Raw genomic sequence first — 26,361 nt, 5'->3', positions numbered from 1 at the left:
CCGAGCCCCCCTTCCTCCTTAGTGTAGCCCTTACTGCCTAAGTGCCCTTAATGGTTCCCCTGCCACGCCGAGCCCCCCTTCCTCCTTAGTGTAGCTCTTAATGCCTAAGTGCCCTTAATGGTTCCCCTGCCACGCCGAGCCCCAGAAATCAAACCTCCACCACCTCCACTTCCTCATGTTCCCGCTCCCAAGCAAGAATTAACCCCTCCAGCTCATCAGCCGAGAGGTAATACTTTTTTAGTCGCTGCTTATAATGTGGGGGTAGGGTAGCGTGCTCCAACAGGTATTGCTTGGTAGCCCCAATCTCCGCTCCGAAACCATGACTCACCGCCACGGTGTCGGCAACCCGTTCGGCCTTCCGCATGTACTTCGACCACAGGGCATAACCCAAGCCAAAACTGATCATTCCCAACAGCGGCCGGTTCAGGTAGTCGATGATGTGACCGAGTTCATGAGCAAACCAACCCACCACTACTTCTTTGGGCAGCTCCTGCACCCGTACGTGCTGAGTAACGTCGAGGTGGTCACTGAAATCTACTCGATATTGGCGGGTCTTTCGGCGAAAAAACGATCGGTTAAGGACGGGCTGTGCCCGCATAGTACTACGCTTCATGGACAGTTTGCGAAGGTAGATTTTTCGATCCTTCAATTCAGGATAAGCAGCTAGGGTCTCAGCAAACCACTGGCGCAATTCGGGGCTTTGGACGTTTTGAAAAATAATATTGTCGGGGCTATTCATATAAACGACAACAGGTAGTTACTGGCCTATGTTGGATTTTTTTTCACCACCAGCGAACATCAGAAAAACGGAGGAGGTATTATCTATTGCAAGCGGTTACTTATAACTGTTTGTATATCAATTAACTAAAAATCATCTAGTATGTTACGCTACGCACTCATTTTCTTCATTGTCGCCATCATTGCAGGAGTTCTAGGTTTCGGTGGAATCGCCGGTGGCCTTGCTTCCATTGCTCAGATCCTGTTTTACATCTTTGTCGTACTGCTTGTCGTCAGTTTGATCTCCAGCCTACTGAAAAAGGCATAGGTGTAGGTTAGTAACATTACCTATTTCAAAAGTACTAAGTCGTGCTGGGCGTTTTGTCCGGCACGACTTTCCTATAACCAAAAATACCCGCTATGTTTTACCGATCCTTGTTTACCTTGTTTTTATCATTGACCACCGTGCTTCAGTTAATTGCACAGTCAGACGCTGCTCCCGTCGAAAGCCCACAGCGCGGTACAAACTATGCTGATGGGGTGGAAGTGTGGTACCAGCAACCCTTTATATGGATCGGATTGATCATTGCTATACTGGTGGTGGTACTTTTGGTCATCCGTAGAAAGAATGCGCCCACCAGGAATCGGTTACATAAGTACTGATTTTTGGCGCGGCCGCAGGTGCAAGCCAAAGCAGATAGAAAGCAAACAATGGTCAGCTGACCCTAAAGCAAAAGCCCCGTTCAACATGGTTGAACGGGGCTTTTTACTGGAGCCGTCCATCGGACTCGAACCGACGACCTATTCATTACGAATGAATTGCTCTACCAACTGAGCTAGGACGGCTTATTTGCGGTGCGCAAAGATAAGTCTTGTAGTCAAATAGTCAAACAGTCTTGTTGTCAATTAGTCTGCTAATTTTAAAGCTAATGGCTTTTGTAGCATTCAAAGTTCTGGGCGAAGTGAATGAAAGGAAGTCGACTAGCTCCGGAGGACCGTTTTGTGGTATAACCGGGATTGCCCCACGATACCTTTTATTGGGTTTAATCAAGGTTAGCGTATTTGGCTAAACTACGTAACCAGGCTAATTGGTGCACTTTATGCTCATCAAGAGTTATAGCCTTGACCAGATGCTGTTTGGTGGGGTCGCCGTTTAGCTGTGCGGCAATCCAGGCGCTTTGTTGGTGTTCTTTTTTGATAACACCTTCTGGGTAACCATTCAACACTTCAAGGAAAGGTTTAATGTCTTCCGCAGGGTAGTGGAAAACGGCCAAATAAAAGTTTGTGACATCGTATAAAGAATTTTCAGGCTCAAGTATTTTAACCTGTACATCTTCAAGGAAAGGTAAAAAGGATGGATGAGGAAATCGGGAAATAATCTCCATTGCGTGGTCAATATCGTATGATTCGTTCATACTAAAAGTACTTCGTAAGAAATCCAAATCCGCTTCCCGCTCAAAATTAGCTAATCCCCTGCGTGCGGTAATCGAGGTACTATCATGTGCCAGCTTTTTGATGGCCTTATAATGTTGGTCTATGGGCACAACACTTTCAAGTGGCTGAGTCCATCTACCTAAAGGCAAATGTCCTGAGAAAAGTATGAGGCTATCGAATACTATTCTGTCCCGGCCTTTAAGCTGGTAAAATTCCCGCTTCGAGTACTCACTGATAAGGAGGTTGGTAGCCAGCAAATTTACGTGTTCCGAACTCATGATGCAACCTCCCATGGTTGCTAGAGTGGTAGTGTCGGGAAGTAGTACTTTGAATGCCAAAAAAGTCTCCGGATGGTTGGTTTCCACCATGCCCTGGAAACCATAAATTCTTACGGCAGCCCGGTCGTCGTTAATCAATTCAAATAACTGGTCGGGGCTGGCCAGTTTTAACACTTGTTCATAGCTTTTATAAACGTCAGGTTTTGTCCCTGCAATTCCTACCGCATTACCCATAAAGGCGTCTGCTTGTCCGATATAATCAATGGCGTTTTGAAGTCTAGCCTCCTTAGAGCAAGAAGTGAATACCACTAGAAGTGTAAGAAATGTAAATAAGTGTTTCATAAGGTTATTTAAGCAATAATGGTGCCAGTCTCGAAGACCGATTATGATCACCTTGCTCTAATCCTTTCTTTGCACCTGCGGCCCCGCCACATAATACGTCAAGCAGTCACAAAGTCAGGGAGTCAGACCATGTAATCTTTTAGGGGCCGAAAGTAGTCGGACTGTTTGACTCCTTGACTATCTGACTTCCCGACTTATCTTCGCACTCGCTTATGAGTAACCAAAAAGAAGAAATCGCCCGCCGCCGGACTTTCGGCATCGTCGCTCACCCGGATGCCGGTAAGACCACGCTGACCGAAAAGCTGTTGCTTTTTGGCGGTGCCATCCAGGTGGCCGGTGCCGTGAAGAGTAATAAGATCAAGAAAAGTACGACCTCCGATTTCATGGAGATCGAACGCCAGCGGGGCATCTCCGTGGCCACTTCCGTGATGGCTTTCGACTACCTGGACAAGAAAATCAATATCCTCGACACGCCGGGGCACAAAGATTTTGCCGAGGATACCTACCGGACGCTGACGGCCGTTGACTCCGTTATTGTCGTTATCGACGTCGCCAAAGGCGTCGAAGAACAGACCGAGAAACTCGTTGAAGTCTGCCGCATGCGCAAGACCCCCGTCATCGTCTTCATCAACAAAATGGACCGGCCGGGTAAGGAAAGCTTCGACCTGCTCGACGAAGTGGAACAAAAACTCATGTTGCCCTGCACTCCCCTCAGTTGGCCCATTGGCATGGGGGACCGCTTCCAGGGTGTTTACAATATCTTCGAGCAGCGGCTCGTCCTCTTCCGGCCCGACAACAAACAGGGCCGCCCAGAAGAAACCATCGAATTCGATGACCTAAACGACCCGGAACTCGATAAACTGGTCGGCGAAGCCGCCGCTAAAGAACTCCGCTCCGAAGTGGAAATGATCAACGAGGTCTATCCTCCGTTTGACCGCGAAGAATACCTTACCCAGAAGACCAGTCCGGTTTTTTTCGGCTCCGCCGTCAATAACTTCGGCGTTAAGGAACTGCTGGATTGTTTCGTGAAGATCGCCCCAGAGCCCCTTCCCCGGCCAGCAGAGGAACGTTCGGTGCTGCCCAATGAAGATAATTTCTCCGGCTTCGTCTTCAAGATTCACGCTAATATGGACCCCCGGCACCGCGACCGGATCGCCTTCCTGCGCATCTGCTCCGGCACCTTCGAACGAAACACCAACTACCTCCACGTGCGGCAGGGCCGCAAAATGAAATTTGCCAACCCGACCAGCTTCATGGCGGAGCGCAAAGAGGTGATTGACGAAGCCTTCGCCGGCGATGTCGTCGGTCTCTACGATTCCGGCAACTTCAAAATCGGGGATACGCTGACCGAAGGCGAAGAACTTCACTTCAAAGGCATCCCGAGCTTCAGCCCCGAGCAATTCCGCCGCGTCTATAACGGCGACCCGCTGAAATCCAAGCAACTCGCCAAAGGCATCGATCAGCTGATGGACGAAGGTGTCGCCCAGCTGTTCACCCGTACGGTCGACAACGCCCAGATCATCGGTTGTGTCGGCGCGCTTCAGTTCGACGTCATCCAGTACCGCCTGGAGCATGAATACGGCGCCACCGTCCAGTACGAACCCATCAGCCTGCACAAAGCACTATGGGTAACCTGCGAAGACGAAGCCGCCCTCAAGGCATTTCAGGAACGCCGCCGCCAGCACATTGGCCACGATAAGGAAGGCCGCCTGGTGTACCTGGCCGATAGTGCGTGGACGCTGCAAATGGCTAAGGACAATCATCCGGAGGTTCAGTTTCACTCTACTAGTGAACTATAGTCTTGTGGTCTGGTAGTCTGGTGGGCTGCCGCAGGGGGATGCTCGCTGCGCTCGCTTTTTGATGGCTTGCTGCTTTTGGGGAAGTAGTTCTTGTGGGTCTAGTGATAACTTTTCTGGATGTAAAGCTTTTTATTAAGCCAAGGACACTAACGTGAAAACACTTTATTGCAAAGTAAGCACGATGTATACATATAAAACACGGCCGATTCTTGAAGAGGATCTTACTTTCATCTCATCCAGATTTGAAAACATAACGAATTTAGAACTTGACAAATTTTCAGATTCTAACGACAGAATTGTACTGCTTCATTCTGCACCATTTATTGATGAAGATTCTTACTTCTTCTTCAAGGGAATTATTGAAGCAAATTCATTGAGCGGACTTAAGTTCTTTTTTGTGCCAGTAGAAGTTGGTGATACTTATTTGGAATTCAAAAATTTACCTGACCATTTCGACGAATTTAGATCGATAATGGAAGAGTCAACATTCCATTATGCTGGAGGCTTAGGATTTGACAGTTCAAAGAAATTATTATTTTACAGCTCAGCCGATGTTGAGATATTAAGTGTACAGCTTAGCTCTAAATTGGAAGTTCCCGATATGGGAAAAGCAGCTGACTTTCTGCTATCCAATGAAAACGGTATTTCATTGATTAACGAACATCGTATATTTCTTTCGTCTAATTCTTAATGAGTTAACTATCCCAAGGTGTCTTAGCACTTGTCAGGTAGCGATAACTAGGTGGAGGCCCTTCTTGGAGTATGGAAAAGGAACGATCTAAAACTACTTTGGTGGCAACAAAAAAAATGTATCAACAACCCGTTTCAACTCCCGATCTTCCTTAACCCCTGACATCCAAAGAGCCAGTCGTCCCCTTGTAGGGATTATATGCCGGTGGTAGGCTTCCTAATTAGCCTGCTCGCTGAGATCATGTGGTAACATGGCTACACAAATAGACCTTTTGGCCACCTCGGGCCCGAGCTGGTGGGGAAGGGGCAAGCCCCCAGGGCCAACGCATAGGATTGATAAACGCGGGTCCGCTGATTTTTACCGGTCCGACGATCCCCGCTAAGTCGACTACGTCCGACTGGCGTGAAACTTCGGTCGGACGGCTACTCGAGACCTGCGCAGCAGGTCATTCGAGAGCCGTCGGGCCGATGGTTGTACGTTAACCTGCAGGGGTGGTGCTCGCCCCTATGGACTGTACAAGTTTACAGGCCCGCAGTTTTACACATCGGAGGAACTTTTTTGAGTGCTTCGGCTTCGCCTCCGTGCATCAAAAAAGAAGCCTACGATGAGAAAACGGCTGGACAGTCAAGCGGTTTTCTCATCCGATGCATCTTTCTGCCTGACGCAGTCGGCTGAAAGTTCATCGGATGTGTAAAATCGCGATCATTTAGAGCACCGTAAAGAGGGATGCAGTCCATAGGTCTCGCCCCCGCCCCCCGTCCAAGAAGTAAAGCCACACCCAAGGTAAGGTTCCGGCGGGTACCGCAATCGGGTGGAAAACCATTCCCCATGAAATCCGCCCTCTTTTTCCTCTCCCTTTTATTCCTCACCCTAACCTTCGGCTGCGAAGACGACGACCCGGTGGTTTTTCCCCCAGAAGACAATGCTTTTTCCATCGAAGCGGAAAGCTTTGCCACCTTCAACGCCTACCTCATCCTGGATGACGGGCCAAATTTTACCGACCAATACGGCTTCGCATTCCTGGCCGGAGAACTTCGGGAGGACAACGTCAATGGCTCCTCCATGTCTACCGACGGTACCTACGGCAGCATCGCCTGGGTGAGAAACAGCCCGGGCACGGTAGCCTCAGAGCAGGCCGTGGCTGTTTTACCCGGTATCCACACCCTCTACGACGAGTCGCTGGCCTTTACGGCCGTTACCAACTTTACCGACACCTATAATTTTGGCGGTAAGACCTGGGGTAATCCCGACATCAACGCCGGAGACCTGATCGAAATCGGCCAAACCGGTAACGGTACCCTAACCATTAACAGCATCACCATCGATTACGTCCTGCGGACCGGAACGGTGGACCTCAGCTATACGTTTACGGACGGCAACCGTACGGTGAACGGTACTTATACCGGGAGCTTCGGAATCATCAATGAGTTTTAGTGAGTTGCTGAGTTAGCCAGTCACTGAGTTGCTGCCGCAAGTACCGTTCGCGGCACTGCGCTTGCTCACCCAAGGCGAATGAGCATAGCGAAATGAGTGGTAGCAGCGGTAGCCACTCAGTGACTCACCAACTCAATAACTCTCCAACTAAGCAACCGCGCAGCGGTTACAAACCCCCGAAATTACCCCATTAAAATTCTCCGCCCGATATCCCTTCGGTAGGTTAACGGACACCTCGTTGCTCAGGCATTCAACCCGTTCGCATTGCAGGCAGCGGAAGTGGAAATGATTATGGGAATGGGCTTTCTGGTGGTTGCATTCCTCGCATAGGGCGAAGTACTGTTTGCCGTCATCGGCGACGATGCGGTGAGTGAGGCCGTCTTCACAAAAGCGATTCAGGATGCGATATATCGTCGCGCGATCAATAGTACCATCCAAAGCTTCCTCCAACATATCGTGGCTCAGGGCAGTGTTGGCCCGTTCCAGAACAGAAAGTACGGCAGTTTTAGAGGGAGTATTGCGACGTTTCATAGCTAATGCGACTTTGTTGCGTTAATTATTGCGACTTACTTGCAATAACGTAAAGTTATGCCGTAAGTTTGTAATAGAAACCAAAACTATTGACCATGACTCGTCATATTTATCTTTTTCTAGGCTTTGGCCTACTCTTTTTTGCCGCCTCTTGTGCGGACGATGATGACCCAATCATCGACGGTGGTGAAGAACTGATTACTTCAGTCACCCTAACGCTAACGCCGAACGGCCCTCAGGAAACCGTAGTGCTTGGGTTCAGTGACCCTGACGGAGATGGAGGTAACGCTCCGTCCTTCAGTACGACTGGCACCATCGTGGCTAACGCCAACTATCAGGGGCAAGTGTCCTTTGGAGGCCCTGATGGTTCCATCGATGCAGAAATTATTGATGAAGGGATTGACCACCAGGTGTTCTACCAGAGTTCCGGTGGTGCTAATCTGGACTTCTCCTACGCAACGATTGGAACAGACATTAATGGTCTGCCCATCGGCCTTTCTACTATTCTCCAGACTGGTGCGGTCAGCAGTGGAGAACTAACGATTATCCTGCGGCACGAACCAAATAAAGTAGCGGCCGGTATTGCAATTGATAACCCAGCTGTTGCCGGAGGAAGTACGGATGTGGAAGTTACTTTCCAGGTAACTGTTGAGTAACTGCAGTGGGAAAGGGTCTGCTTTATTGCTGCCCTTTCCCAACTTTTTTACTTACCAGGGGTATTCAAAGCGCTGTACGTGATACTGGCTTTAATTTTGCTTCTCGTGTTTTATTTCCGATTTTTTGCTGCTTTTTCAGGGCTGCTCATATTAGCCTTTCCCATTTTTTTAAATGGCGCGGACGCGGGTGCAGGGAAGGTTGAAAGAGCAAGCTGGGAGCTGCATCGGGTTCCCAAAGAGGGAGGCACGGAGGGGGCACGGAGGTCCTATCGTTGGAATGGCGGCAACCCAATCGAGTTTCAGGAATCCTGTTCCCTAACCCTATCCGGTAAGCTCCTCTCCGAGCACGACAAAGAGCCTCTCGCCTACGCCACCATCTACGGCGAACAGGCCGGTCGTGGCATTCAGGCCGACAGCGCCGGAAACTTCCGCTTCACCAAGCTTTGCGCCGGAACGCAAACTTTCCGCTTCACCCACATCGGCTGCGATGGAGAAATCCGCACCCTGAACCTCCAGCGGGATACCCAGATCACCGTTTTTCTCCACCACCACGACAACTACACTGAAACGGTCACTGTCTCCGCCAAAGCCACCTCCGGTTACTCCCGGGAGTTAGACGAGCAATCCACCGCCCAGCTTACCGATGCGTTGGAGCGGATCACCGGCGTATCCAGCCTGCGGAGTGGCACCTCTGCCTCCAAACCTGTTCACGACGGTCTTTTTGGTAACCGCCTCAGCCTGCAAAACAATGGCATTGCTCAGAGCGGACAGCAGTGGGGCAACGACCATGCCCCGGAAATCGACCCTTGGGTCGCGGCCTACGTCCGCGTAGTAGAAGGCGTTGAAGCCCTGAAGTACGCCGGCCCTACGGTAGCCGCCACCGTCCTGATCGAGCCGGCTCCATTGCGGGAAAGCGAAGCCGCAACCGGCAAGGTCGCCTACGGTTTTCAGAGCAACGGCCTGGGGAACACCCTTAACGCCCGCCTGAGCAAGGGCGGCAAAACCGCTTACCGGGTCAGCGGAACGGGTAAGCTTTTTGGCGATCATAAGGCACCGGATTACTACCTAAGCAATTCCGGCCGCCGGGAGGCCAATGCCGCCCTTCAGCTGGCCCGTTTCCATGACGAACGCTGGACGAGCCGCCTGTACTACTCCCTCTTTACCGCCGATATCGGGGTGCTGCGTGGCAGCCACATCGGTAACCTCACCGACCTCCAGCTTGCGCTGGAGCGCCAAACGCCCTTTTTTACGGAAAATGAATTCACCTACGCCATCGCTTCCCCCCGCCAGTCGGTCAACCACCACTTACTGAAGGCGGAGACCGAGTTTAGGCCCAATGATGACCATCGCTTCACCTTCCGTTACGGCGGTCAGTTGAATAACCGCAAGGAATTCGACGTGCGGCGCGGAGGCCGCAGCGATCAGGCCGCACTGAGCCTGCAGCAATGGAGTCACCTGCTGGAAACAGCCTGGCACCACGAGCTCGGCCCCGACCGCCACCTCGACGCGAGCCTCCAGTACGACATCACCTTAAACGACAACCAACCAGGTACGGGTGTTCTGCCACTTATTCCGGATTATAACGCCAATCGGCAGTCGGGCTACGTAGCCTACCACCAGGAAGGAGAACGATTTCAGTACCACGCCGGGCTGCGGTTCGACCGACAGTTCTACGAAGCGATCACCATCACCCGGGACGTACCCGCACGAATTGAGCGCTTCACGCACGTATTTTCTACCATCGGCGCCAGCCTGGAGGGGCGCTGGACGCCGAAGCCGGGTGTTAGTCTGCGGGGAGGACTCACCCTGCGCCAGCGGGCGCCCCAAATCAACGAACTTTACAGCAACGGCCTGCACCAGGGCGTCAGTGGAATCGAGGAAGGAGACCGCAACCTTAGTCTGGAGCAGTCGCTGAAAATTACCGGAGGACTACTTTTTAGCCGAAGCAATTTCAGCTTCAATGCTAATTTATTTGTCCAACCCATCCAGGATTATATTTTCCTGGAGCCCCAACCGGATTTCCGGCTGACCGTACGCGGTGCCTTCCCGCTGTTCCTGTACCGGGCGGGGAATGCCCTGTTGTACGGAACGAACCTGCAGGCTTTTTGGCAGCCATCCCCCAAATGGGAAATTGACGGCCGCCTGGCATTGGTACGGGGGCAGAACCTGTCTGAGGATCGGCCGTTGGTCTTTATGCCATCAGATAACTTCCGGCTAAGCCTGGGTTACCTTCTGGCTAAAGCCTGGAAACTCTCTACGGAAGCATTATTCGTCAGCCGGCAGAATAGACTGGAGGCCGATCAGGATTTCCTTCCACCGCCACCTGCTTATGCCTTGTTAGACGTGTCCCTGAGCCGGGAGTGGACCTTGCCCTCCAACAAGATTTTGCACCTGCGCGCCGCCGCCCAAAATCTGCTGAATACCCGTTACCGGGATTATCTCGACCGGCAACGTTACTTTGCCGATGCCACCGGAAGAAATATTGAGTTAAGAATAAGTTATGAGTGGTAGTTCGCGCAGGAATTCGCAAAACAGATAGTCTGAAGAGCTAAACAACTCCGCGTTGGGGTTGGCTAAAGATGAACTACTATGCGAAATTTATTTTCCCTCCTTTTATTTGCTGCCGTGATGGTGACAATGGGGTGTAACAGCTCCAAGGCTACGGCGCAAACGGAAGCGCCAGTACCACAAAATCGCTCCGCCACCCAACAAGGTCCCCGCCAGGGTGGCCCCGACCTGACGGCCATGATCGAACAGCTGAAGTTGACGGACGAGCAGGCGGTTACTTTCAAAGCAATTAAAGATCGGTACGCAACTAAAGCCCGGGAATTGCGGCAGGCCGCTGGAGATGACCGTGAAGCTATGCGCACAAAAATGGAGGGGCTGCGGGCCAGTGAGAACAAAGAGATCAATGGCCTGCTGAATGCCGATCAGCAGAAGGCTTATGCCAAAATTATGGCGGAGCAAGAAGCCAGCCGTCCACAACGAGGTGCAGGCCAGGGTAGACCCGGCGGCGGCGGTGGCCGTCCCGGTGGTGGAAATCAGTAATGGTTGCTGCGGGCGTAAACTAAATTGTCGCACTGACCTGGCGTAAGCACTCCAGTGCTACCGGTCAGTGCGGCAATTGGGTTTGCGCCCGTTACTACTGGGACTGAAGGCTCAGTAAACACAGCATTCACTAAGCACCTAATTCACAATTAACACGCAAAAGGCAGACCGCTCTCCTTTGTGTATTCTTTGTGAATTAGGTGCTATTTTGTGTCCTATGTGAAGGAACCTTTTCGGACACTTAAATCGGTAGTCGAACTAATAGCCCAGGTCAGCTAAACCCTGAATCCTAAACTCTGAACCCCGAAAACTGAATCCCGATCCCTAAAGCCTCCTCCGTCGGCTTCCCCGAATCTCGTTATACTCCATCACTATTGTGGTAAGGTCCCGATACCGGTAGCCCTTTTTACCGATCACTGCGGAGAGTTGTGGCGCAACGTCTGCGAAAAAGTCACGTAGTGTGCGCTTGAAACCGACGCGGGGGATGGGCATGATCTGCCGTTGACCATAAAGAAAATAATAAGTAGCCGGTTGCTGATTAAACAGGCGTAGCATACTGTCGTCGACGTATTGATCGGAGCCGTCGGGCAGTCGGTAAAGGGATAGCGCGCGGCCGGAGACCTCCTCGCGGAGGAAAAACCACTGGCCCTGGTGGAACCGGCTGACGAAGCGGAAGCTGTCTCCGTCTTTACTGAAGCCGAAGCCCTTTACCAGCATGGGGTGAATGGAGTAGATGTCTCCAAAATCATTGGTGAAGGTGATCAGACTGCCCGTAGGGCTGTAACTTAAAACGTTGAAATAGCCCGTGAGTTGGTAGTCATCCTTGGTGAGGAGGAAACCACGGAAGGCTTCAGCGCTCAAAGAAAGCGATAGTCCGATAAAAAACAGGAGGGTAAAAATGTGACGCATAGCAAGACCGATTTCAAGTGTAAAATACAAAAAATAGGAAAGTGGTTTTACGTAAATACGACAAATTCGTCGCCTACCGGCCAATTAGTGGGTCCAGGGCGCTGCGCAGATCGATGTAAGTGGGAAAATTGCGGCGGTAAACGAAGCGGAGGTCCTTTTTATAAAGGATCGTTGTGGGCAGGTTGCCGGTCCATACCCGGTCAATGCTTTTACCCCAGGCGGGGTCTTCGTCCGTCAGCACAATGGAGGCTAAGCCCGGTGCAACATCGGAGAGGAATTGGGGAATCCGCTTAATGGCACCTGCTTCTGTGTCCAGACTAACCAGAATCACGCGCAGTTTTTGATCGGCGGTTTCATTGGCCAGTCGCTGTAAGAATGGAATTTCTTCCCGGCAGGGTTTGCACCAGGTAGCCCAGAAGTTGACGACGTAAGTGGTGTCGTTTTGCTGATAAAAGAGGCTTTCTATCTGGGAGAAGTCATCGTAAATAACGGTGCGTCCGGCATTTCCCAGCGTGGGTAAGGGAGCTGGCGGTTCGGGGGCGGGGCCGCAGGTGCAAAGGCAAAGACAAAGCAGCAGGGGAAGGTAACGGAGCATGTAGCGGAGGTTATGGTTGGGTAACGTCTCATTAAAGGTATTGCTTAGTAGTAGCTCGTTTTTCTGGTGGAATAATCTGAATGCTTGCCGAAGGTGGTATGTTGGTCGCTTACGGACTTTGCTTTTTATCCTTTCCCCTGCACCTGCGGCCGCGCCTCATGAATGTAGTAAGACATGGCTGGGTAAATAAGTGCTTCCTTATAAAAGGAGTGTTTTTTGCTAATGACATTCACCACTAAGCCGATCCGGGGAGATTGGGAGGCATTGTGAAAGAATAATTCTGGACCGCAAAAGCCATGAGGTAAGCCGGAAGATGGTTCGTTTGAAATCTGAAAAAGTCAGTTAAAAATTCCCTTTCTTACACCTGCCAGCGAATTTTCACTAAATTGCACCGTGGAGGCGTATTTTCCTCCTCTTTTTTCGATCATGTATTAAATGCATATGCGGCTATCAACCTACTTCGGCACCATTGCGTGTTTGTTATTCTGTACTGCCCTGTCTGGCCAGGTCACTTTGCGTGGGAGCATCTTGGACGCTGAAACCAAGGAAGGCCTGATTGGCGCAAGTGTGCTTGCAAAGGGCACCACCACTGGTACCGTAACTGATATTGATGGTGGCTGGGAACTCACGGTTACTGGTTTGCCAATGGTCCTGCAGTTCAGTTATCTTGGCTATGCCACCACCGAGGTGGAAGTAACGTCATCCGATCAGGATCTGGCCATCAAACTGGAAGAAGGCGCAGGAACTACCATGGAAGTGGTAGAGATTACCGGGCGCCGCATCTCCGAAAAACAACAACAGGCGGCTCTGACGGTGGAAACCCTTGATGCCATCGCGATCAAAGAAACGCCGGCCGCTAACTTTTACGACGGTCTTGGCAGCCTTAAGGACGTTGACCTGACCGCCGCCAGCCTCGGCTTTAAGATCGTTAATACCCGTGGCTTCAACTCTACTAACCCCGTCCGCTCCCTCCAGATCATCGATGGGGTAGACAACCAGAGCCCTGGCCTTAACTTCTCCCTCGGTAACTTCCTTGGTGCTTCCGAACTGGACGTGAACCGGGTTAACCTCGTGGTGGGCGCTTCTTCGGCTTTTTATGGGCCTAATGCTTTTAACGGGGTGATCTCGATAGAATCCAAGGATCCGTTTCTGCAACAAGGCTTGTCCGTACAGGTAAAGGGTGCCGAGCGTAACCTCTTTGAAGGAGGTATCCGTTGGGCAAGGGCACTGAAAAATAAGGACGGCAGGGAATGGATGGCTTACAAGCTTAACCTGTTTGGATTCCGGGCCAATGACTGGGTGGCGGATAATTTCGATCCGGTATTTGATACTCCACTGGGTATTGATAATCCGGGTGGTTACGATGCAGTTAACCGGTATGGAGATGAGTTCAATCGCTCCTTCAGTTTTCCCAATGTCAATGGTCTCGGCACCATCCGTCGTCCGGGGTACGCAGAAGAAGACGTAGTTGATTATAACTCTGAGAACCTTAAAGCCGGGGTGGCAGTCCACTTCAGGTTAAACCCCGAAAAATCCCTTGAGAGTACCGAATTACTGATCGGTTCAAACTACAGTACCGGAACAACGGTGTATCAGGGAGACAACCGATTCAGTCTCAAAAATATTCAGTTCTTCCAGCATAAAATTGAATTGCGTAATCGTGATAATTTTTTCCTTCGTGCCTATATCACTCACGAGGATGCAGGAGACAGTTATGATCCGTACTTTACGGCGCTGAAACTACAGGAGGCGCATAAGACTGATGGCCAATGGCAGTCCGATTACCGTAACATATGGATCAGGACCTTCCAGCCACGGGTCCGGGCGCTCGAAAACTTCCCGGACTGTACGGGTTGCACCATTCCGGAAAGACGCCAACGGGAAAGAGAATTTTATCTCACCCCTGAGGTACAGGCACTATTGCCGGGCTATCATGCCGAAGCGCGCGAATTAGTAGCTCAGGCTTCTTCTTCCTTTGGTACCCAGGATCGGTTTATTCCAGGTACTGACCGTTTCCAGGCGGCATTTGATAGTATTACTGGAAACCTGCTGGGACAAGGAGGAACCCGGTTCTTCGACAAAAGTGCGTTGTACCATATACACGGGGAAAAGCAGTTTAAAAGAATTTGGGAACCTAATGAGAGCAGTGCGTTGGACCTGACGGTAGGGGGGAACTTCCGCCAGTACACACCCAATAGCCAGGGGACCATTTTGTTGGACACGATGGGGCGAGACATTAATACCAGCGAATTCGGTCTGTACGGCGGCGGAACTATGAACTTGAAAAATAAGTTGAAGATCAGTGCCAGTTTACGTGCTGACAAGAATCAGAACTTTGATTTGCTGTTCAGCCCGGCAGCTTCCCTTGTTTATTCTCCCAAAGAGAATACTACGCTGAGAGCATCATTCAGTTCAGCTATCCGTAATCCTACCCTGAACGACCAGTATCTGTTTTACAACGTCGGACGTGCCATTCTATTGGGAAATATTGACGGATTCAACAATCTGGTCACCGTAGGCAGCTTTGTGGATGTCATTAACATGCCGGCGCCTAATGTTTCCATGCTGGAATATTTTGATGTTGCACCCGTTCGGCCGGAAAAAGTAAGAACAATGGAGGTCGGTGCACGTTCTACTATTGGAAAGCTGCTTTACGTGGACGCTACCTATTACTACAGTCGTTACGAAGATTTCATTGGCTTCAACCTGGGACTCGATGTATCGATTGTAGATGCTAACATCGCTGGGGCACAAGCCTATCGGGTTGCCGCAAATGCAACCGATATAGTAACTACTCAGGGCTTTAGCATTGGGTCGAACCTGTATTTCGCTGACTACTATTCACTGAATGGTAACTACAGTTGGAACGTATTGAACACAAAAACGGATGATCCCATCATTCCTGCTTTCAATACTCCTGAACATAAATTCAATATCGGCGTATCTGGCCGAAATATTCCGCTGAAACTACTCGGTGACGGTATAAAGGATATCGGAGCAAGTGTCAATTACAAATGGGTGGACAGCTATATCTTTGAGGGGAGCCCGCAGTTCACCGGCCCAATTGAAAGTTATGGTATGCTCGACGCACAGTTCAACTTTACCGTGCCGACGATCAAAACCACGATCAAAGTTGGGGCAAGTAACCTATTAGATAACCAAGTATTCCAAGTTTACGGTGGCCCGAGAATTGGCCGTCTGGCTTATATCTCTCTCACCTATAATCTCGTAAAGAGATAAATATTCCTCTAAATAATCAACTTAAATTACATGCGAAACAAAATTACCTTACTCGCGGCTTTGTTGTTCGTTGCATTGAGCAGCCTTCAGGCCCAAAATAATCGTTTCATTGACCCTATCTACGGGGTCAGTGCACCTACCGTCGACACTTTCGGCCAAAACTTTGATTTTCTTTTTTTCCTGGAGTTTCAGGCAGGTGCAAGACCTTCTCCTGTGCGTCAGCTGGAAATGGATGTTTATGAGCCCATCGGTGACGAAGACCTCAGTCTTCGCCCCGTAGTTGTAGTCTATCATACCGGTAACTTCCTGAATCAATACCAAAATCGTGGTTTGTACGGCACACGTAAAGACTCCGCAGCGGTCCAGATTACAAAGGAACTCACTCGTCGTGGTTTTGTTGGCATCTCTGCCGACTACCGCCTGGGATGGAATGCACCAAGCCCCGACGTAAACGTACGTACCAAAACAATTCTCGAAGCTGCCTACCGTGGTGGTCAGGATGCCCACACCATGGCCCGCTATTTACGTAAGAGTGTTGCGGAGGACGGAAATCCTTACCGTATTGATACCAGCCGCATCGTTTTCTGGGGCCTTGGTACCGGTGGTTATGTAACCCTTACCCACGCTTACCTCGACGATGTCCAGGAAGTGCTTGATGATGTGCGTTTTTATGACGAAATGGATAACCCATTTGTTGATATTAACGTGAACGCTGATCCGCAGGGATTGATGCCCACTAGTGCAGGACCACTTCCACTTAACATACCCAACCACGTAGGGTATAGTAGTGATGTTGCCATGTCCGTTAACGGAAATGGTGCATTGGGAGATATAGACTGGATTGAAGGTAAAGACCATGAACCCATCATGCTTGGGTTTCATAATCCTGGAGATATCTTTGCTCCGTTCAGCTTCGGGGACGTTGTGGTACCCACCACTATGGATATCGTGATTCCTTGTGTTGGAGGTACGGAACAGGTCATCGAAAAAAGTAATGAATTTGGCAATCAGGATACGATCATGGAAGCGAATGCTACGGATTTGCCCAATTTCTTCGGTCCGCTTGCTGAGGCAATCAATGTAAAAAACGCTGCGTACCAACAGGTTGTCATTACTCCGCCAAGCGATCAGCTACCTGCTTGTGAGGATCAGACGGTCGAAACCAGCTACGAACTATCTCACGATAATATGTATCCTTTCGTCGGCCAGGGAATCGGTACACCCTATAACTGGGTCGACCCCGTTGCGGCTCGTGCTGAAATCGAGGCTTTTATCGCCGCTGGAAACGTAATCGAAGGAGGTGCAGATGTTGTACTTGGTGGCGAACAAGCTACTAACCCCAACGCATTCAACGCTGCCGGTGCAAAACTGGTGATCGATACGATGATCAATTTCTTCCTGCCACGTGCTTACGTTGGAATGAACCTGGAAATGGTGGTTTCCACCAACGACCTGCTGACCAATCAGCAAATCGGCCTGGAAGTATTCCCCAACCCCGCCAACGAAGGCTTCACCGTCCGCACTGCTGAAGGCCACGCCATCCGCTCGCTCCGTGTCATGGACATGAACGGTCGCATCGTGACTAACCTGACCGGTATCAACGCCACGACTCGATTCGTGAACCGTGGTAACCTGCCACGTGGTGCCTACATCCTCCAGATTCAACTGGATGAAGGGACTACTGCCCGGAAGTTGATCCTTGACTAGGATTTTCTGAAGCAAACGATTCGTCGTTTGGCCTACTCATCGCCCCCACTTGCAGGTTGCAGGTGGGGGCGTTGTTTTTGCTTTTGCTAAGCATGAAATGTTTGAGCAGGCTCGTCATTTTGTAGATGGCGGGAATGTCTTACTCTCTGCTCCTTAACTAACTCAATCGGCACCTGCGGCCCCGCCCTTATTAGTCTGGTAGTAGATAGTCTGGCAGGCCCGGTAAACATATGCGCCAGCATCCTGAACTAACGAAACGAGCGCAGCGAGCATCCCCCTGCGGCAGCACTACCTTCTACGAACTACCCACTACTAAAGTTTAACTGAAAACCGCAACGCCCTCAACCCATTAACCGACTGTAATGGATCAAGTACCAGGTCCTCGATCTCCCCTTCGATGTACCCTGCCTGGTGCAGGTAGTCCAGGTAATCAACGTATTCTTCTTTGTCGCGATCATGGAGATAGACGATGCTGATCATATTGGCCAGTGTAAGTCGTTCCTCACCTTGGTTAATGGTCGCTTTATCGATCCGCTTTTTCAGGATTTCGTAGCGGACGTTGTAATCACCGTCTACGTCAAAACGCTTTTCGTCCATCCGAAACTTGATATCTAACGGATTGGTATAGGCAAAGATCAGCTGGGCGGTGCGCAGCGGCATCGGCAGGTCTTCGCTGACCTGATGGACGAGCCTGGTTGCCTCGCACATATCGATCACCTGAGATAAGCGGAGATTTCGTAGGTGTACCTCGCTGAACTGTTTATTTTTAAGGAGGCTTTGTCCTGCATAAATCTCGTACTCCACTCCGTCGGTCTTATATTTTTCGAAGTAGTGTGGCAGGGTTTTCTGGGCGGTCTGGTCCCGGCTGGTAAAGAACTCACTCAGGGTTCGGTTCAGGGTTTGGACACTTTCTTCGTAATCGTGCCGCACGCGGTAGAAAAGGCCTAGGTCGGTATCCAGATCGGAGAAGTAGTTGTCCGACATATCTGCTAACTCAGGATGGTGGCCACTTAATTCTTCGATTAAAGGCGTTAGCTGGCGGTGGATAAATTCGGAAAACGCAATTTCGTGACTGTTGTCGAATTCATCAACGGAGGTTTGCAGCTGGTTGTCAATGCGCATGATCACCTGCTGGATGAGGGGGAAGTCGACAAGTTCCATGGCCTGTACCAGCAGGAAGCGCCCGGCCCGCATATTATCTACCAGGTCCTGGTAGATCGCAGCGTTGCGCAGCCGGCTGCTGCCGACGATGTCAGCTTGGCCATACAAAGGATAAACCTCCTTAAAGCCGATAACTTCGGGCGTATCCGGCTTACCCTCGTCCTGTCGCTCGAGAATATTGAAAGCTGCTTCGGTAAAGCGCCACTCAACGCTCGAATGCAGGCTGGTGTATTGTTCCCGCATGATGGCTTCGATGCGGTTATCGATGTACTCCCGGCTCCGCTCAACGGCCGTACGGAACAGGCCGCGAATCTCCCGGAACTTAATTTCCATGAAGGCATTGATGCCATAAACGTGGGGAGACCCCAGCTCGACCATACCGATGACGTTGCGCTGCTGATCCAGCAAAGGGGCCACCAGGATACTTTTAATGCCGTGTTTCAGCAGCAGTTCCTCAAGCTTAGTCGTTTTCCGCAGGGCCGTTAGGTCATTAACGAGGACGGCCTCGCGGGAGCGGAAAGCCTGGTCGTAGACGCTGCCACGGAAGGCTTCGTCGGTTATCTTGTGAATCTCGTCACTCAGAAAATTGAATCGAATGCGGTATTCGTGGTCAACGGTTCGGTTGGAGGGGTAATCCACGGCCGTTAGACCCAGTTGGAGGTCGCTGTTCTTGAAATGCACCCGGGTGAGGTTCGCCAATTCCCGGACTCGTTCGATGTCGAGGACGGCATCGCGGCTGATGAGGCGGTGCTTTAGCCGGCTGAGGGCCTCTTCTTCCGTTACCTCCGTCAGCATTGACATATGGATACCGTGAAAAGAGAATTTCTTGGCAGGAAGGGCTTCCAGCCAAAGTTCCGTATCAGATATGTTATTCAGCAGGTGCTGGATTTTTTTACGACTCAGCTTCGGGGCTTCTCCAGCTACTTCTACTTTGATGTACCGTTCATCCATCGTCGGTTTATAAAAGCGATCAAGGTTGGTAACGGGGTCTTTAACCGTCAGCATCGCCGTGGGAGATACGTTAATCTCTACGCCATATACCCGATTCAGGATGAAACAACCTACCATCACGAGGTTACGAGCACGTACTTCTTCGAATGCCGAGCTAAAGGAATAACAGGCGTCCTGCATAGACATCAGTTTTCGCATGGCATCGCTGACGTACAATGGGGTGAACTCGAAAGGCTTGCTGAATTTGAATAATTCTGTCTCCCGGTCGGCGGGCGGAATAAGAAACAACATCAGTATGTCGAGCAGCTCCTTATGTGCCATCAGTACCTCTGGATCAGTAATGGGGGCACGTAATTCCGGCACTTTTGCAACGCGCCGCATCACTTCCCGCGCCAAAAAACGCAGGCCGTGGTCTTTCGCCTCCACGAATTGCTCCACCTTGTCAAGTAGGGGGGCCAGGCATAGTTGGACGCCGTAAGGAATGGCAAAGGGGTTGCCGTCACCGTCGCTGGTCTGCCCGTCGGGAAAAACAATCGGGGTGTCTGCCACCGAACCTTCCTGGCCGAGGGTGATTTCGAGTTCCATACTTAAGAAACGTACTAGTGACGAAATAGATTGATGTAGAGGCGCTGGGCGCCCTTGTAGACGAAAAGTCGCTTAACTCCTTTTCTTAGTAGACGGGCTTCGCGCTTGGTAGTTGGTAGAGGGTAGGCTGCCGCACGGAGGAGCTCGCTGCGCTCGTGCGCTTAAAATCTACGTAACCAGCGTGGCCTACGAACCAAGTGAGCGGTCGCTTGCGGCAGCTCTACCTGCTACCCTCTACAAGGCCGAAGACCGTCTGCCAAAGGTACGAAGTACCTGTCTAATGAAGTCGCATAGCGACGGATTAAGCATGTAGCCGTTCTTGCCGTGCAGCTAATACCACTTCTGTTTCCTCCCGTTCCGGGTCGGGGACACAACAGTCGACCGGACAAACGGCAGCGCATTGCGGCTCCTCGTGGAAACCTACGCATTCAGTGCATTTGTCGGGAACGATGTAGTAGAACTCATCGCTGACGGGCACTTGCTCGACGTCTGATTCGATGACGTCGCCGGTCTCGATCTTATAAGGTTCGGTGATGGTGGTGCCTTCGCCCATTTTCCATTCTACGCCGCCTTCATAGATGGCAGTGTTGGGGCACTCCGGTTCGCAGGCTCCGCAATTGATACAGTCGTCGGTGATAAAAATGGCCATGGGGGGAGGAAATCTATTGGTACTTTGGTCTGTTGGTGCAACAGGCCTTAAAATTCGGGATACATAAATGCTGAGCTAGCTGCTCGTCAACACTAACAGTTTGAATACCGTAGGTAGTTGACCTTTGGAAGCACAAAATTACGTAAGGTTAGGCAAACGACGGCATTGATGGTGAAGGGCATTACTTTTTTGGCGGGGTCGCAGGATGCAGGGAATGTTAAAAAGCAAAACCAAACGGCTGCTAAGCCTCCGGTTTCTTTTGCCTTGGGGTTCTGGGAACCGGTGTTAACTCAGAGAAATAATTCTCTAGTTCTTTCTTCGGCACCCCATAGCCCCGCAGCAGCTTTAAGTACCGCTTGGCCTCACTTGCCGCATAAATGCCGCTGCCCAGGCCGGCTACGATGATGATCTTGATGATGATGCCTCTGGCCAGAGATTCCGGGAAGGCCAACCCCGTCAGTAATTGAAAGGCCAGGTAAACGCCAAGAGAAATACTCATGGCAACCAGCGGGTTACGATTAAAAAATAACGCCGATCCGGAAAAAACACTAATCAGTATCAAGCCTTCTATCAGAATGCCACTAAGGTCTGCGTCATAAGGATTAAAATAACTTCCGGCGAAAATACCCAGTACACTCAGTCCGGTCATCCCCCAAAGAATCAACCGCCCTCTTTTCAATTGTTTGAGGTGGGCGTTGAGTTCAATCTTGGCATCATTGATGCGGGTAATGGTTTTGCTGTCCCATTCAGGGGTGCTGCTGCCGAGTAGGCTTTCGTCGAGTAGCTCGTCATGCATGTTAAAGGGTAGGTTGAATAAAGCGCTCAAGATAGTGTCTTCCGTTAACGATTTGCAAACGCCACGCCTCTGGTCTGTACTTTCCCTGTTTACTGCATCTTCTGCTAAAATTCACCCACCATGTCTAACCTTACCCTTAAGATTTTATTTGCCTCGATCCTGTTTTTTACCTTGCTCATTAGTTGTAGCGAAAATAATTACAGCCCTATGGCTTCATCTGAGGCCGTTACAGTAACGGCTACCTCAGGTGGTGGCGGCAACGAACCCTCCTCTGGCCTCATCACAGCCGGTGAGTGGAATGACCTGGCCAATTGGCCATTCTGGTTAGCGCTCCAGCAAAACCAAACTTTTTCCACGGATATAAACAACTGGGGGTTTCAAACAGCCAGCCGCGTGAGTGTCCGGGTGGCCAGCCCAGACAACAGCCCAAAGCACGATGCCGTAGTTAAGCTTTTTTACGGAAGCAAATTATTGTACGAAGCCCATACCGATCAGCATGGAATGGCCGAATTATTCACGGACCTGTACGGTGATGAACTGCCGCAACAATTCGATGCCGATGGCCTATTCCTGCAAATTGATGGCGTTCGCCACCAAGAAACCGTGAAACTTATGTCTGAAGGGATTAATTACTGTTCTACCGGTGCCACTGGGCAATATTCCCCGACGGAACTCGCCTTCGTGGTAGATGCCACTGGCTCCATGGGCGATGAATTGAACTTCCTCAAGGAAGATCTACGCAACGTCATCGAACGGATCGAGGCGGCCAATGCTAACCTCGACGTAGCCACCGCAACCGTTTTTTACCGGGATGAGGGTGACGACTACATAACGCGCCATTCTGGTTTCACCAGTGATGTGTCCACCACGGTTGAGTTTATTAGTCAGCAATCCGCCAGCGGCGGCGGTGATTTTCCCGAGGCCGTCCACGCCGCCCTGCGGGTGGCCGTTAATGAGCTGCAATGGTCCACCAAGGCACGTACCCGAATCGCCTTCCTCTTGCTGGACGCCCCACCGCATAAAAATCGTCAGGTGATGGATGAATACCGGGAGTTGGTGAAATCAGCGGCGGCGAAGGGAATTCGCATCGTACCGGTTACCGCCAGCGGTATCGACAAGGCCACCGAATTTCTGATGCGCCAAACGGCCATTGCCACCAACGGAACCTACGTCTTCATTACCAACGACAGCGGCATCGGTAACGACCACATCGAAGCTACCGTTGGTGATTACGAAGTTGAATTCTTGAACGACTTGATGGTTAGGTTGGTGGGAGAATACACGGAGTGAGTGAATGGAGGAATTAGGGAATGGGAGAATGAGCCTCTCGTAGCGTAAACTCCGGAATGACTCACGATTACTACAGCCCTTTTCTTCTACGTCCTCCCTCCCTTATTATATGGTGAACAAGCGGAGCGTCGCGAACGGTAAGGCATTCTCACATTCACTAATTCTATTATTCACTAATAAGCCCGTTCCGTACTCCCTTCCATATAGTTTACAAACGCTTTATTAACCACCCGAAACCCACCCGGGGTAGGGTAGTTACCACTGAAGTACCAGTCGCCGTTATTGTTAGGACAACTCAGGCGCAAATCTTCGATGGTTTGGTAAATGACGTCGACACTAGGCTTGGTTCCCTTAGGAGTGATGATGGTGGCGATCATATCACTAACGTCTTCGTACTTAAATTGCTCGTACAATTCCTGCACCATGTTTTTTTGCTTGGCGTCAGGCTTTTTTAGTTCTTGCAATGCCTTTTTGTACACCTGCTTCATCAGCTTCTGCTTACCATTTTTGATAAGTAGGGCTTCCATGGCTTTGAAGGCAACGAACTCTCCCATCCGAGACATATCTATACCGTAGCAATCGGGGTAACGAATCTGTGGGGCGGAAGAAACGATGATGATGCGTTTCGGCTTTAACCGGCTGACGATCTTGATGATGGAATCACGCATAGTGGTGCCACGCACGATGCTGTCGTCGAGTAAAACGAGGGTGTCGATGTGGTTGCGTACGATGCCATAGGTGACATCGTAGACGTGGCTCACCATATCGTCCCTGCTGGATGTATCCGCAATGAAAGTACGGGTCTTACCGTCCTTAACCACGATCTTTTCGTTCCGGACCTTTGTATTCAGGATTTTGCCAATGCCGTTCTTTCCCTTTTTTTGCTGCTTTTTGATGGCCGTTTTCTTCCATTTGGTCAGCTCTTGCTCCAGGCCTTCGACCATTCCCATATAGGCAGTTTCTGCCGTGTTGGGGATGTAGCTGAAAACGGTGTTGTTGAAGTCGTAGTCGATGGCTTTTGTAACGGCCTTAGCCAATCGCCTACCGAGTTCCTTGCGTTCCAGGTAAATATCACGGTCCGTGCCGCGACTGAAGTAAATTCGTTCAAAGGAGCAGGCGGCGCGAGGGAGCTTTTTAATGAAGGGCTCCATACTGATCTTTCCACTCTTTTTGATGATCAGGGCGTGGCCCGGCTCAACTTCCTTGATGGCATCGATCGGGACATTGAAGGTGGTCTGTAATGCCGGGCGTTCAGACGCTACGGCGACAAACTCTTCGTTTTCAAAGTAGAAGGCGGGTCGAATACCCGCTGGGTCCCGCATAATGAAAGCATCGCCATGGCCGATCATTCCGCCCATAACATAGCCGCCGTCAAATTTCTTACTGGCTCGTTTCAGCAAGCGTTGTACGTCCAGCTCATCGGCAATAATGTCGTTGATCTCGATATTCGTATGCCCATCCGGCTTATGCCAGGTGTGGATGCGTTGTACTTCGTCATCGAGAAAGTGGCCGATCTTTTCAAGTACGGTCACGGTGTCAGACTTCTCTTTGGGGTACTGCCCTAGTTCCACCAGCTCCTGGAACATTTCATTTACGTTGGTCAGGTTGAAATTGCCGGCTACGATGAGGCAGCGGGTTTTCCAGTTCGACTGCCGCAGAAACGGATGGCAGGTTTCAATGTCGTTGCTGCCGTGGGTACCATACCGTAAGTGGCCCATCATCAGCTCTCCGGTGTAGGGGAGGTTCTTTTTGAGGTACTCGCCATCGGCGAGTTGCTCGGGGGAGAGCTCATTGAAGCGTTTATAGACGCCTCGCCATAAATCGTCGAGGTAATCAGATTTGTTGGACCGTTTACGACTGATGAATTTCTTGCCCGGAGGGTGGTCCAGCTTGATGGTGGCCATGCCGGCGCCGTCCTGGCCCCGGTTACGCATTTTACGCATCAGCAATTGAAGGCACTTCAGGCCGTGGAGCGGCGTTCCGTACTTTTCCTGGTAAAAGCTCAGGGGTTTACGGAGGCGAATCATCGCCAGGCCGCATTCATGGTGGATTGGATCGCTCATGGAGGGGGGAGTCCTGTTTAGGAAAGCACAAAGGTAGGGAGATAGGTGAACAGGCTGGTCTAAAATGGTCGAATATGTCAGTATATTTATTTATCGCATTTTTTTGGTTTGGTTTGTCCCGGTCAACGCCATTTGCAATGGCGTTGACCAAATGTTACCATTTGCCCCAGGCAAACGCTGCGCAGAATATTGGTCGTTACTCAGGTAACATCATCAAAACCATCCCCTCTGTATGAAAGCACTCCTGCTCCCCCTGCTCCTTACCATTTTATGTTGCACCTGCGTCCGCGCCCAAAAAACATTCCCTAAACCCGTTAATGACATCGTCTCTGAGCGAACGAGCCTCCAGCGCCCTGCGCTGGCCAAAGCCCCGCTGCGGGAAGCCGACCTGCTGTGGCAAAAACGCGTCTGGCGGGTGATCGACGTAAATGAAAAGATTAACCATTCGTTCAGTAACCCGGAACGGCCCTTCATCAGCATCCTGTTGGAAGCGGCAGATAAGGAGGAAATTCAACTATACAGTACCCTGGACGATGAATTCTCTACGCCCCTGACTGCCGAACAACGCCTGGGCATTTCAGGAGGGCAGGACACTGTTCAGGTTACTGATGATGGTATCGATTTCGACTACGTGATTACCCCTCGCGTATTCGACCCCGCCTCGGTTTCCCGCTACAGGGTCCAGGAAGTCTGGTACATCGATAAAAACAGCAGCCGGATGCAGGTCCGCATCCTCGGTATTGCCCCCATCGTAGATGAGGTAGATGAAATGGGTAATTTCATTTTCGAAGAACCCTTATTCTGGGTCTATTATCCTGCTGCTCGCCAAATGCTCGCTCGGGAACGGGCCTGGGTTAGTGACAACGAAACGGCTGCTTCCAGCTGGGAGGACGTATTCGAAATGCGGTATTTCGATAGCTTCGTGACCAAAGAAGGCAATGTCCATGATCGTCGGATCAAGGACTATGTGGTTGACCGCCGCAGCCAACTCCTGGAGGGACGGCGGGCAGAACAGGAACGGTTGGCTAAGGAGTCGGACTTGTGGAGTCATTAAGCGCGGAGCGCTTAAGTAGACGAAAAGCCGCTCTGCTCCTTTTCTTGGTAGACGGGCTTCGCCCTCGGTAATAGGCAGTAGGTAGTGCTACCGCATGCTTCAGCTCACTCCGCTCGTCGGTACTTGAGACTTTCTATCAAGCCTACAATAAACATGAGTCATCCCGAATTTTGGCGATGACAAAAAATTAGGCCTTTTGTGTATTTTCGAGGAGTTCTCACACTTCAAGAAAAACTCAAAAGGCCTATGTTTTTAAAGTTACTGCAAGATAAAGCAACTACTCCAATAAAGCGAAAAGCAGGTCCATTTCTCCTTCGTCAAGTAGATCGTTACACCCGTCAGATAAGGGTAGATTTGGATGCTGCTATTGATAAGCGACTGGTGGGGACTTTTTTCAACCTATTCGTCATCATTCTTATGTTTCGTGAGCG

General features: G+C 50.7%; 21 protein-coding genes, 1 tRNA gene and 1 pseudogene. 13 read left to right on the top strand and 10 right to left on the bottom strand.

Features of this window, described 5'->3' with window-relative positions; genetic code table 11:
- Positions 1-148: 148 nt before the first annotated feature.
- Positions 149-613 (bottom strand): hypothetical protein, encoded by a 465-nt coding sequence (locus tag B036_RS29250; RefSeq protein ID WP_157472148.1) that lies wholly within the window; start codon positions 611-613, stop codon positions 149-151.
- Between the two features lie 267 nt (positions 614-880).
- Between B036_RS29250 and B036_RS32930 the strand changes: the two genes are divergently transcribed.
- Together B036_RS32930 and B036_RS0113065 are read left to right on the top strand one after the other, a co-directional pair.
- Entirely contained in the window at positions 881-1,045 is a 165-nt protein-coding gene (locus tag B036_RS32930) for a DUF1328 domain-containing protein (protein WP_020569171.1), read from the top strand.
- Between the two features lie 92 nt (positions 1,046-1,137).
- Complete coding sequence (locus B036_RS0113065; RefSeq protein ID WP_020569170.1) at positions 1,138-1,380, top strand: hypothetical protein; 243 nt, start codon at positions 1,138-1,140, stop codon at positions 1,378-1,380.
- A 107-nt stretch (positions 1,381-1,487) separates the two neighbouring features.
- Here B036_RS0113065 and B036_RS0113060 read toward each other — a convergent pair.
- Together B036_RS0113060 and B036_RS0113055 are read right to left on the bottom strand one after the other, a co-directional pair.
- A tRNA-Thr gene (locus tag B036_RS0113060) sits at positions 1,488-1,563 on the bottom strand.
- 197 nt (positions 1,564-1,760) lie between these two features.
- On the bottom strand, positions 1,761-2,771 hold the full coding sequence (locus B036_RS0113055; protein ID WP_157472147.1) for a hypothetical protein: 1,011 nt from the start codon (positions 2,769-2,771) through the stop codon (positions 1,761-1,763).
- A 212-nt stretch (positions 2,772-2,983) separates the two neighbouring features.
- Here B036_RS0113055 and B036_RS0113050 point away from each other — a divergent pair, with 212 nt between their 5' ends.
- The 3 genes from B036_RS0113050 (at position 2,984) to B036_RS0113040 (ending at position 6,695) form a co-directional block, all read left to right on the top strand.
- Entirely contained in the window at positions 2,984-4,570 is a 1,587-nt protein-coding gene (locus B036_RS0113050; RefSeq protein WP_020569168.1) for a peptide chain release factor 3, read from the top strand.
- Positions 4,571-4,751: 181 nt separating this feature from the next.
- Positions 4,752-5,261, top strand: a complete 510-nt coding sequence (locus B036_RS0113045) for a hypothetical protein (protein WP_020569167.1) — start codon at positions 4,752-4,754, stop codon at positions 5,259-5,261.
- Positions 5,262-6,089: 828 nt separating this feature from the next.
- Entirely contained in the window at positions 6,090-6,695 is a 606-nt protein-coding gene (locus B036_RS0113040; RefSeq protein ID WP_020569166.1) for a hypothetical protein, read from the top strand.
- Between the two features lie 147 nt (positions 6,696-6,842).
- Here the strand turns inward: B036_RS0113040 and B036_RS0113035 are convergent, their stop codons facing one another.
- Entirely contained in the window at positions 6,843-7,226 is a 384-nt protein-coding gene (locus B036_RS0113035; RefSeq protein WP_020569165.1) for a Fur family transcriptional regulator, read from the bottom strand.
- Positions 7,227-7,321: 95 nt separating this feature from the next.
- Between B036_RS0113035 and B036_RS0113030 the strand changes: the two genes are divergently transcribed.
- The 3 genes from B036_RS0113030 to B036_RS0113020 all read left to right on the top strand — a co-directional run bounded on the left by B036_RS0113030 (position 7,322) and on the right by B036_RS0113020 (position 10,930).
- Positions 7,322-7,882 carry a hypothetical protein gene (locus tag B036_RS0113030; RefSeq protein ID WP_020569164.1) on the top strand — a complete coding sequence of 187 codons (561 nt, stop codon included), beginning with the start codon at positions 7,322-7,324 and terminating at the stop codon, positions 7,880-7,882.
- A gap of 105 nt (positions 7,883-7,987) precedes the next feature.
- Complete coding sequence (locus B036_RS0113025; protein ID WP_157472146.1) at positions 7,988-10,393, top strand: TonB-dependent receptor; 2,406 nt, start codon at positions 7,988-7,990, stop codon at positions 10,391-10,393.
- Between the two features lie 78 nt (positions 10,394-10,471).
- Positions 10,472-10,930, top strand: coding sequence for a hypothetical protein (locus tag B036_RS0113020; protein ID WP_026231950.1), 459 nt, complete (start codon positions 10,472-10,474; stop codon positions 10,928-10,930).
- Positions 10,931-11,254: 324 nt separating this feature from the next.
- On the opposite strand, the gene B036_RS0113015 is transcribed toward B036_RS0113020, so the two are convergent.
- Together B036_RS0113015 and B036_RS29245 are read right to left on the bottom strand one after the other, a co-directional pair.
- Positions 11,255-11,839 carry a hypothetical protein gene (locus B036_RS0113015; protein WP_020569161.1) on the bottom strand — a complete coding sequence of 195 codons (585 nt, stop codon included), beginning with the start codon at positions 11,837-11,839 and terminating at the stop codon, positions 11,255-11,257.
- A gap of 73 nt (positions 11,840-11,912) precedes the next feature.
- Positions 11,913-12,434, bottom strand: a complete 522-nt coding sequence (locus B036_RS29245) for a TlpA family protein disulfide reductase (protein ID WP_020569160.1) — start codon at positions 12,432-12,434, stop codon at positions 11,913-11,915.
- A 441-nt stretch (positions 12,435-12,875) separates the two neighbouring features.
- Here B036_RS29245 and B036_RS0113005 point away from each other — a divergent pair, with 441 nt between their 5' ends.
- Together B036_RS0113005 and B036_RS0113000 are read left to right on the top strand one after the other, a co-directional pair.
- Entirely contained in the window at positions 12,876-15,674 is a 2,799-nt protein-coding gene (locus tag B036_RS0113005) for a TonB-dependent receptor (protein WP_020569158.1), read from the top strand.
- Between the two features lie 30 nt (positions 15,675-15,704).
- Positions 15,705-17,381, top strand: coding sequence for a T9SS type A sorting domain-containing protein (locus B036_RS0113000; RefSeq protein ID WP_020569157.1), 1,677 nt, complete (start codon positions 15,705-15,707; stop codon positions 17,379-17,381).
- Positions 17,382-17,693: 312 nt separating this feature from the next.
- Here B036_RS0113000 and B036_RS0112995 read toward each other — a convergent pair whose 3' ends face one another.
- From B036_RS0112995 to B036_RS0112985, 3 genes are all read right to left on the bottom strand, one after another.
- Positions 17,694-20,078, bottom strand: coding sequence for a GAF domain-containing protein (locus B036_RS0112995; RefSeq protein WP_020569156.1), 2,385 nt, complete (start codon positions 20,076-20,078; stop codon positions 17,694-17,696).
- A 301-nt stretch (positions 20,079-20,379) separates the two neighbouring features.
- A complete protein-coding gene (locus tag B036_RS0112990; protein WP_020569155.1) occupies positions 20,380-20,727 on the bottom strand; it encodes a 4Fe-4S dicluster domain-containing protein in 348 nt (115 codons plus the stop codon).
- 241 nt (positions 20,728-20,968) lie between these two features.
- On the bottom strand, positions 20,969-21,523 hold the full coding sequence (locus B036_RS0112985) for a hypothetical protein (protein ID WP_020569154.1): 555 nt from the start codon (positions 21,521-21,523) through the stop codon (positions 20,969-20,971).
- 120 nt (positions 21,524-21,643) lie between these two features.
- Here B036_RS0112985 and B036_RS0112980 point away from each other — a divergent pair, with 120 nt between their 5' ends.
- A complete protein-coding gene (locus B036_RS0112980; protein WP_020569153.1) occupies positions 21,644-22,813 on the top strand; it encodes a vWA domain-containing protein in 1,170 nt (389 codons plus the stop codon).
- A gap of 173 nt (positions 22,814-22,986) precedes the next feature.
- Here B036_RS0112980 and B036_RS0112975 read toward each other — a convergent pair whose 3' ends face one another.
- Complete coding sequence (locus tag B036_RS0112975; RefSeq protein ID WP_020569152.1) at positions 22,987-24,876, bottom strand: amidophosphoribosyltransferase; 1,890 nt, start codon at positions 24,874-24,876, stop codon at positions 22,987-22,989.
- A 232-nt stretch (positions 24,877-25,108) separates the two neighbouring features.
- On the opposite strand from B036_RS0112975, the gene porN reads away from it, so the two are divergent.
- Positions 25,109-25,930: a type IX secretion system ring subunit PorN/GldN gene (gene porN, locus B036_RS0112970; protein WP_020569151.1), complete on the top strand. Its 822-nt coding sequence runs from the start codon at positions 25,109-25,111 to the stop codon at positions 25,928-25,930.
- 246 nt (positions 25,931-26,176) lie between these two features.
- Positions 26,177-26,361 (top strand): annotated as a pseudogene (locus tag B036_RS34130) (transposase); the annotation flags it as partial.

It is taken from the genome of Neolewinella persica DSM 23188 (genome assembly GCF_000373105.1).
GTDB lineage: Bacteria > Bacteroidota > Bacteroidia > Chitinophagales > Saprospiraceae > Neolewinella > Neolewinella persica.
The sequence above is the reverse complement of the archived record's forward strand: the minus strand, read 5'-3'. Positions and strand labels throughout refer to the sequence as shown.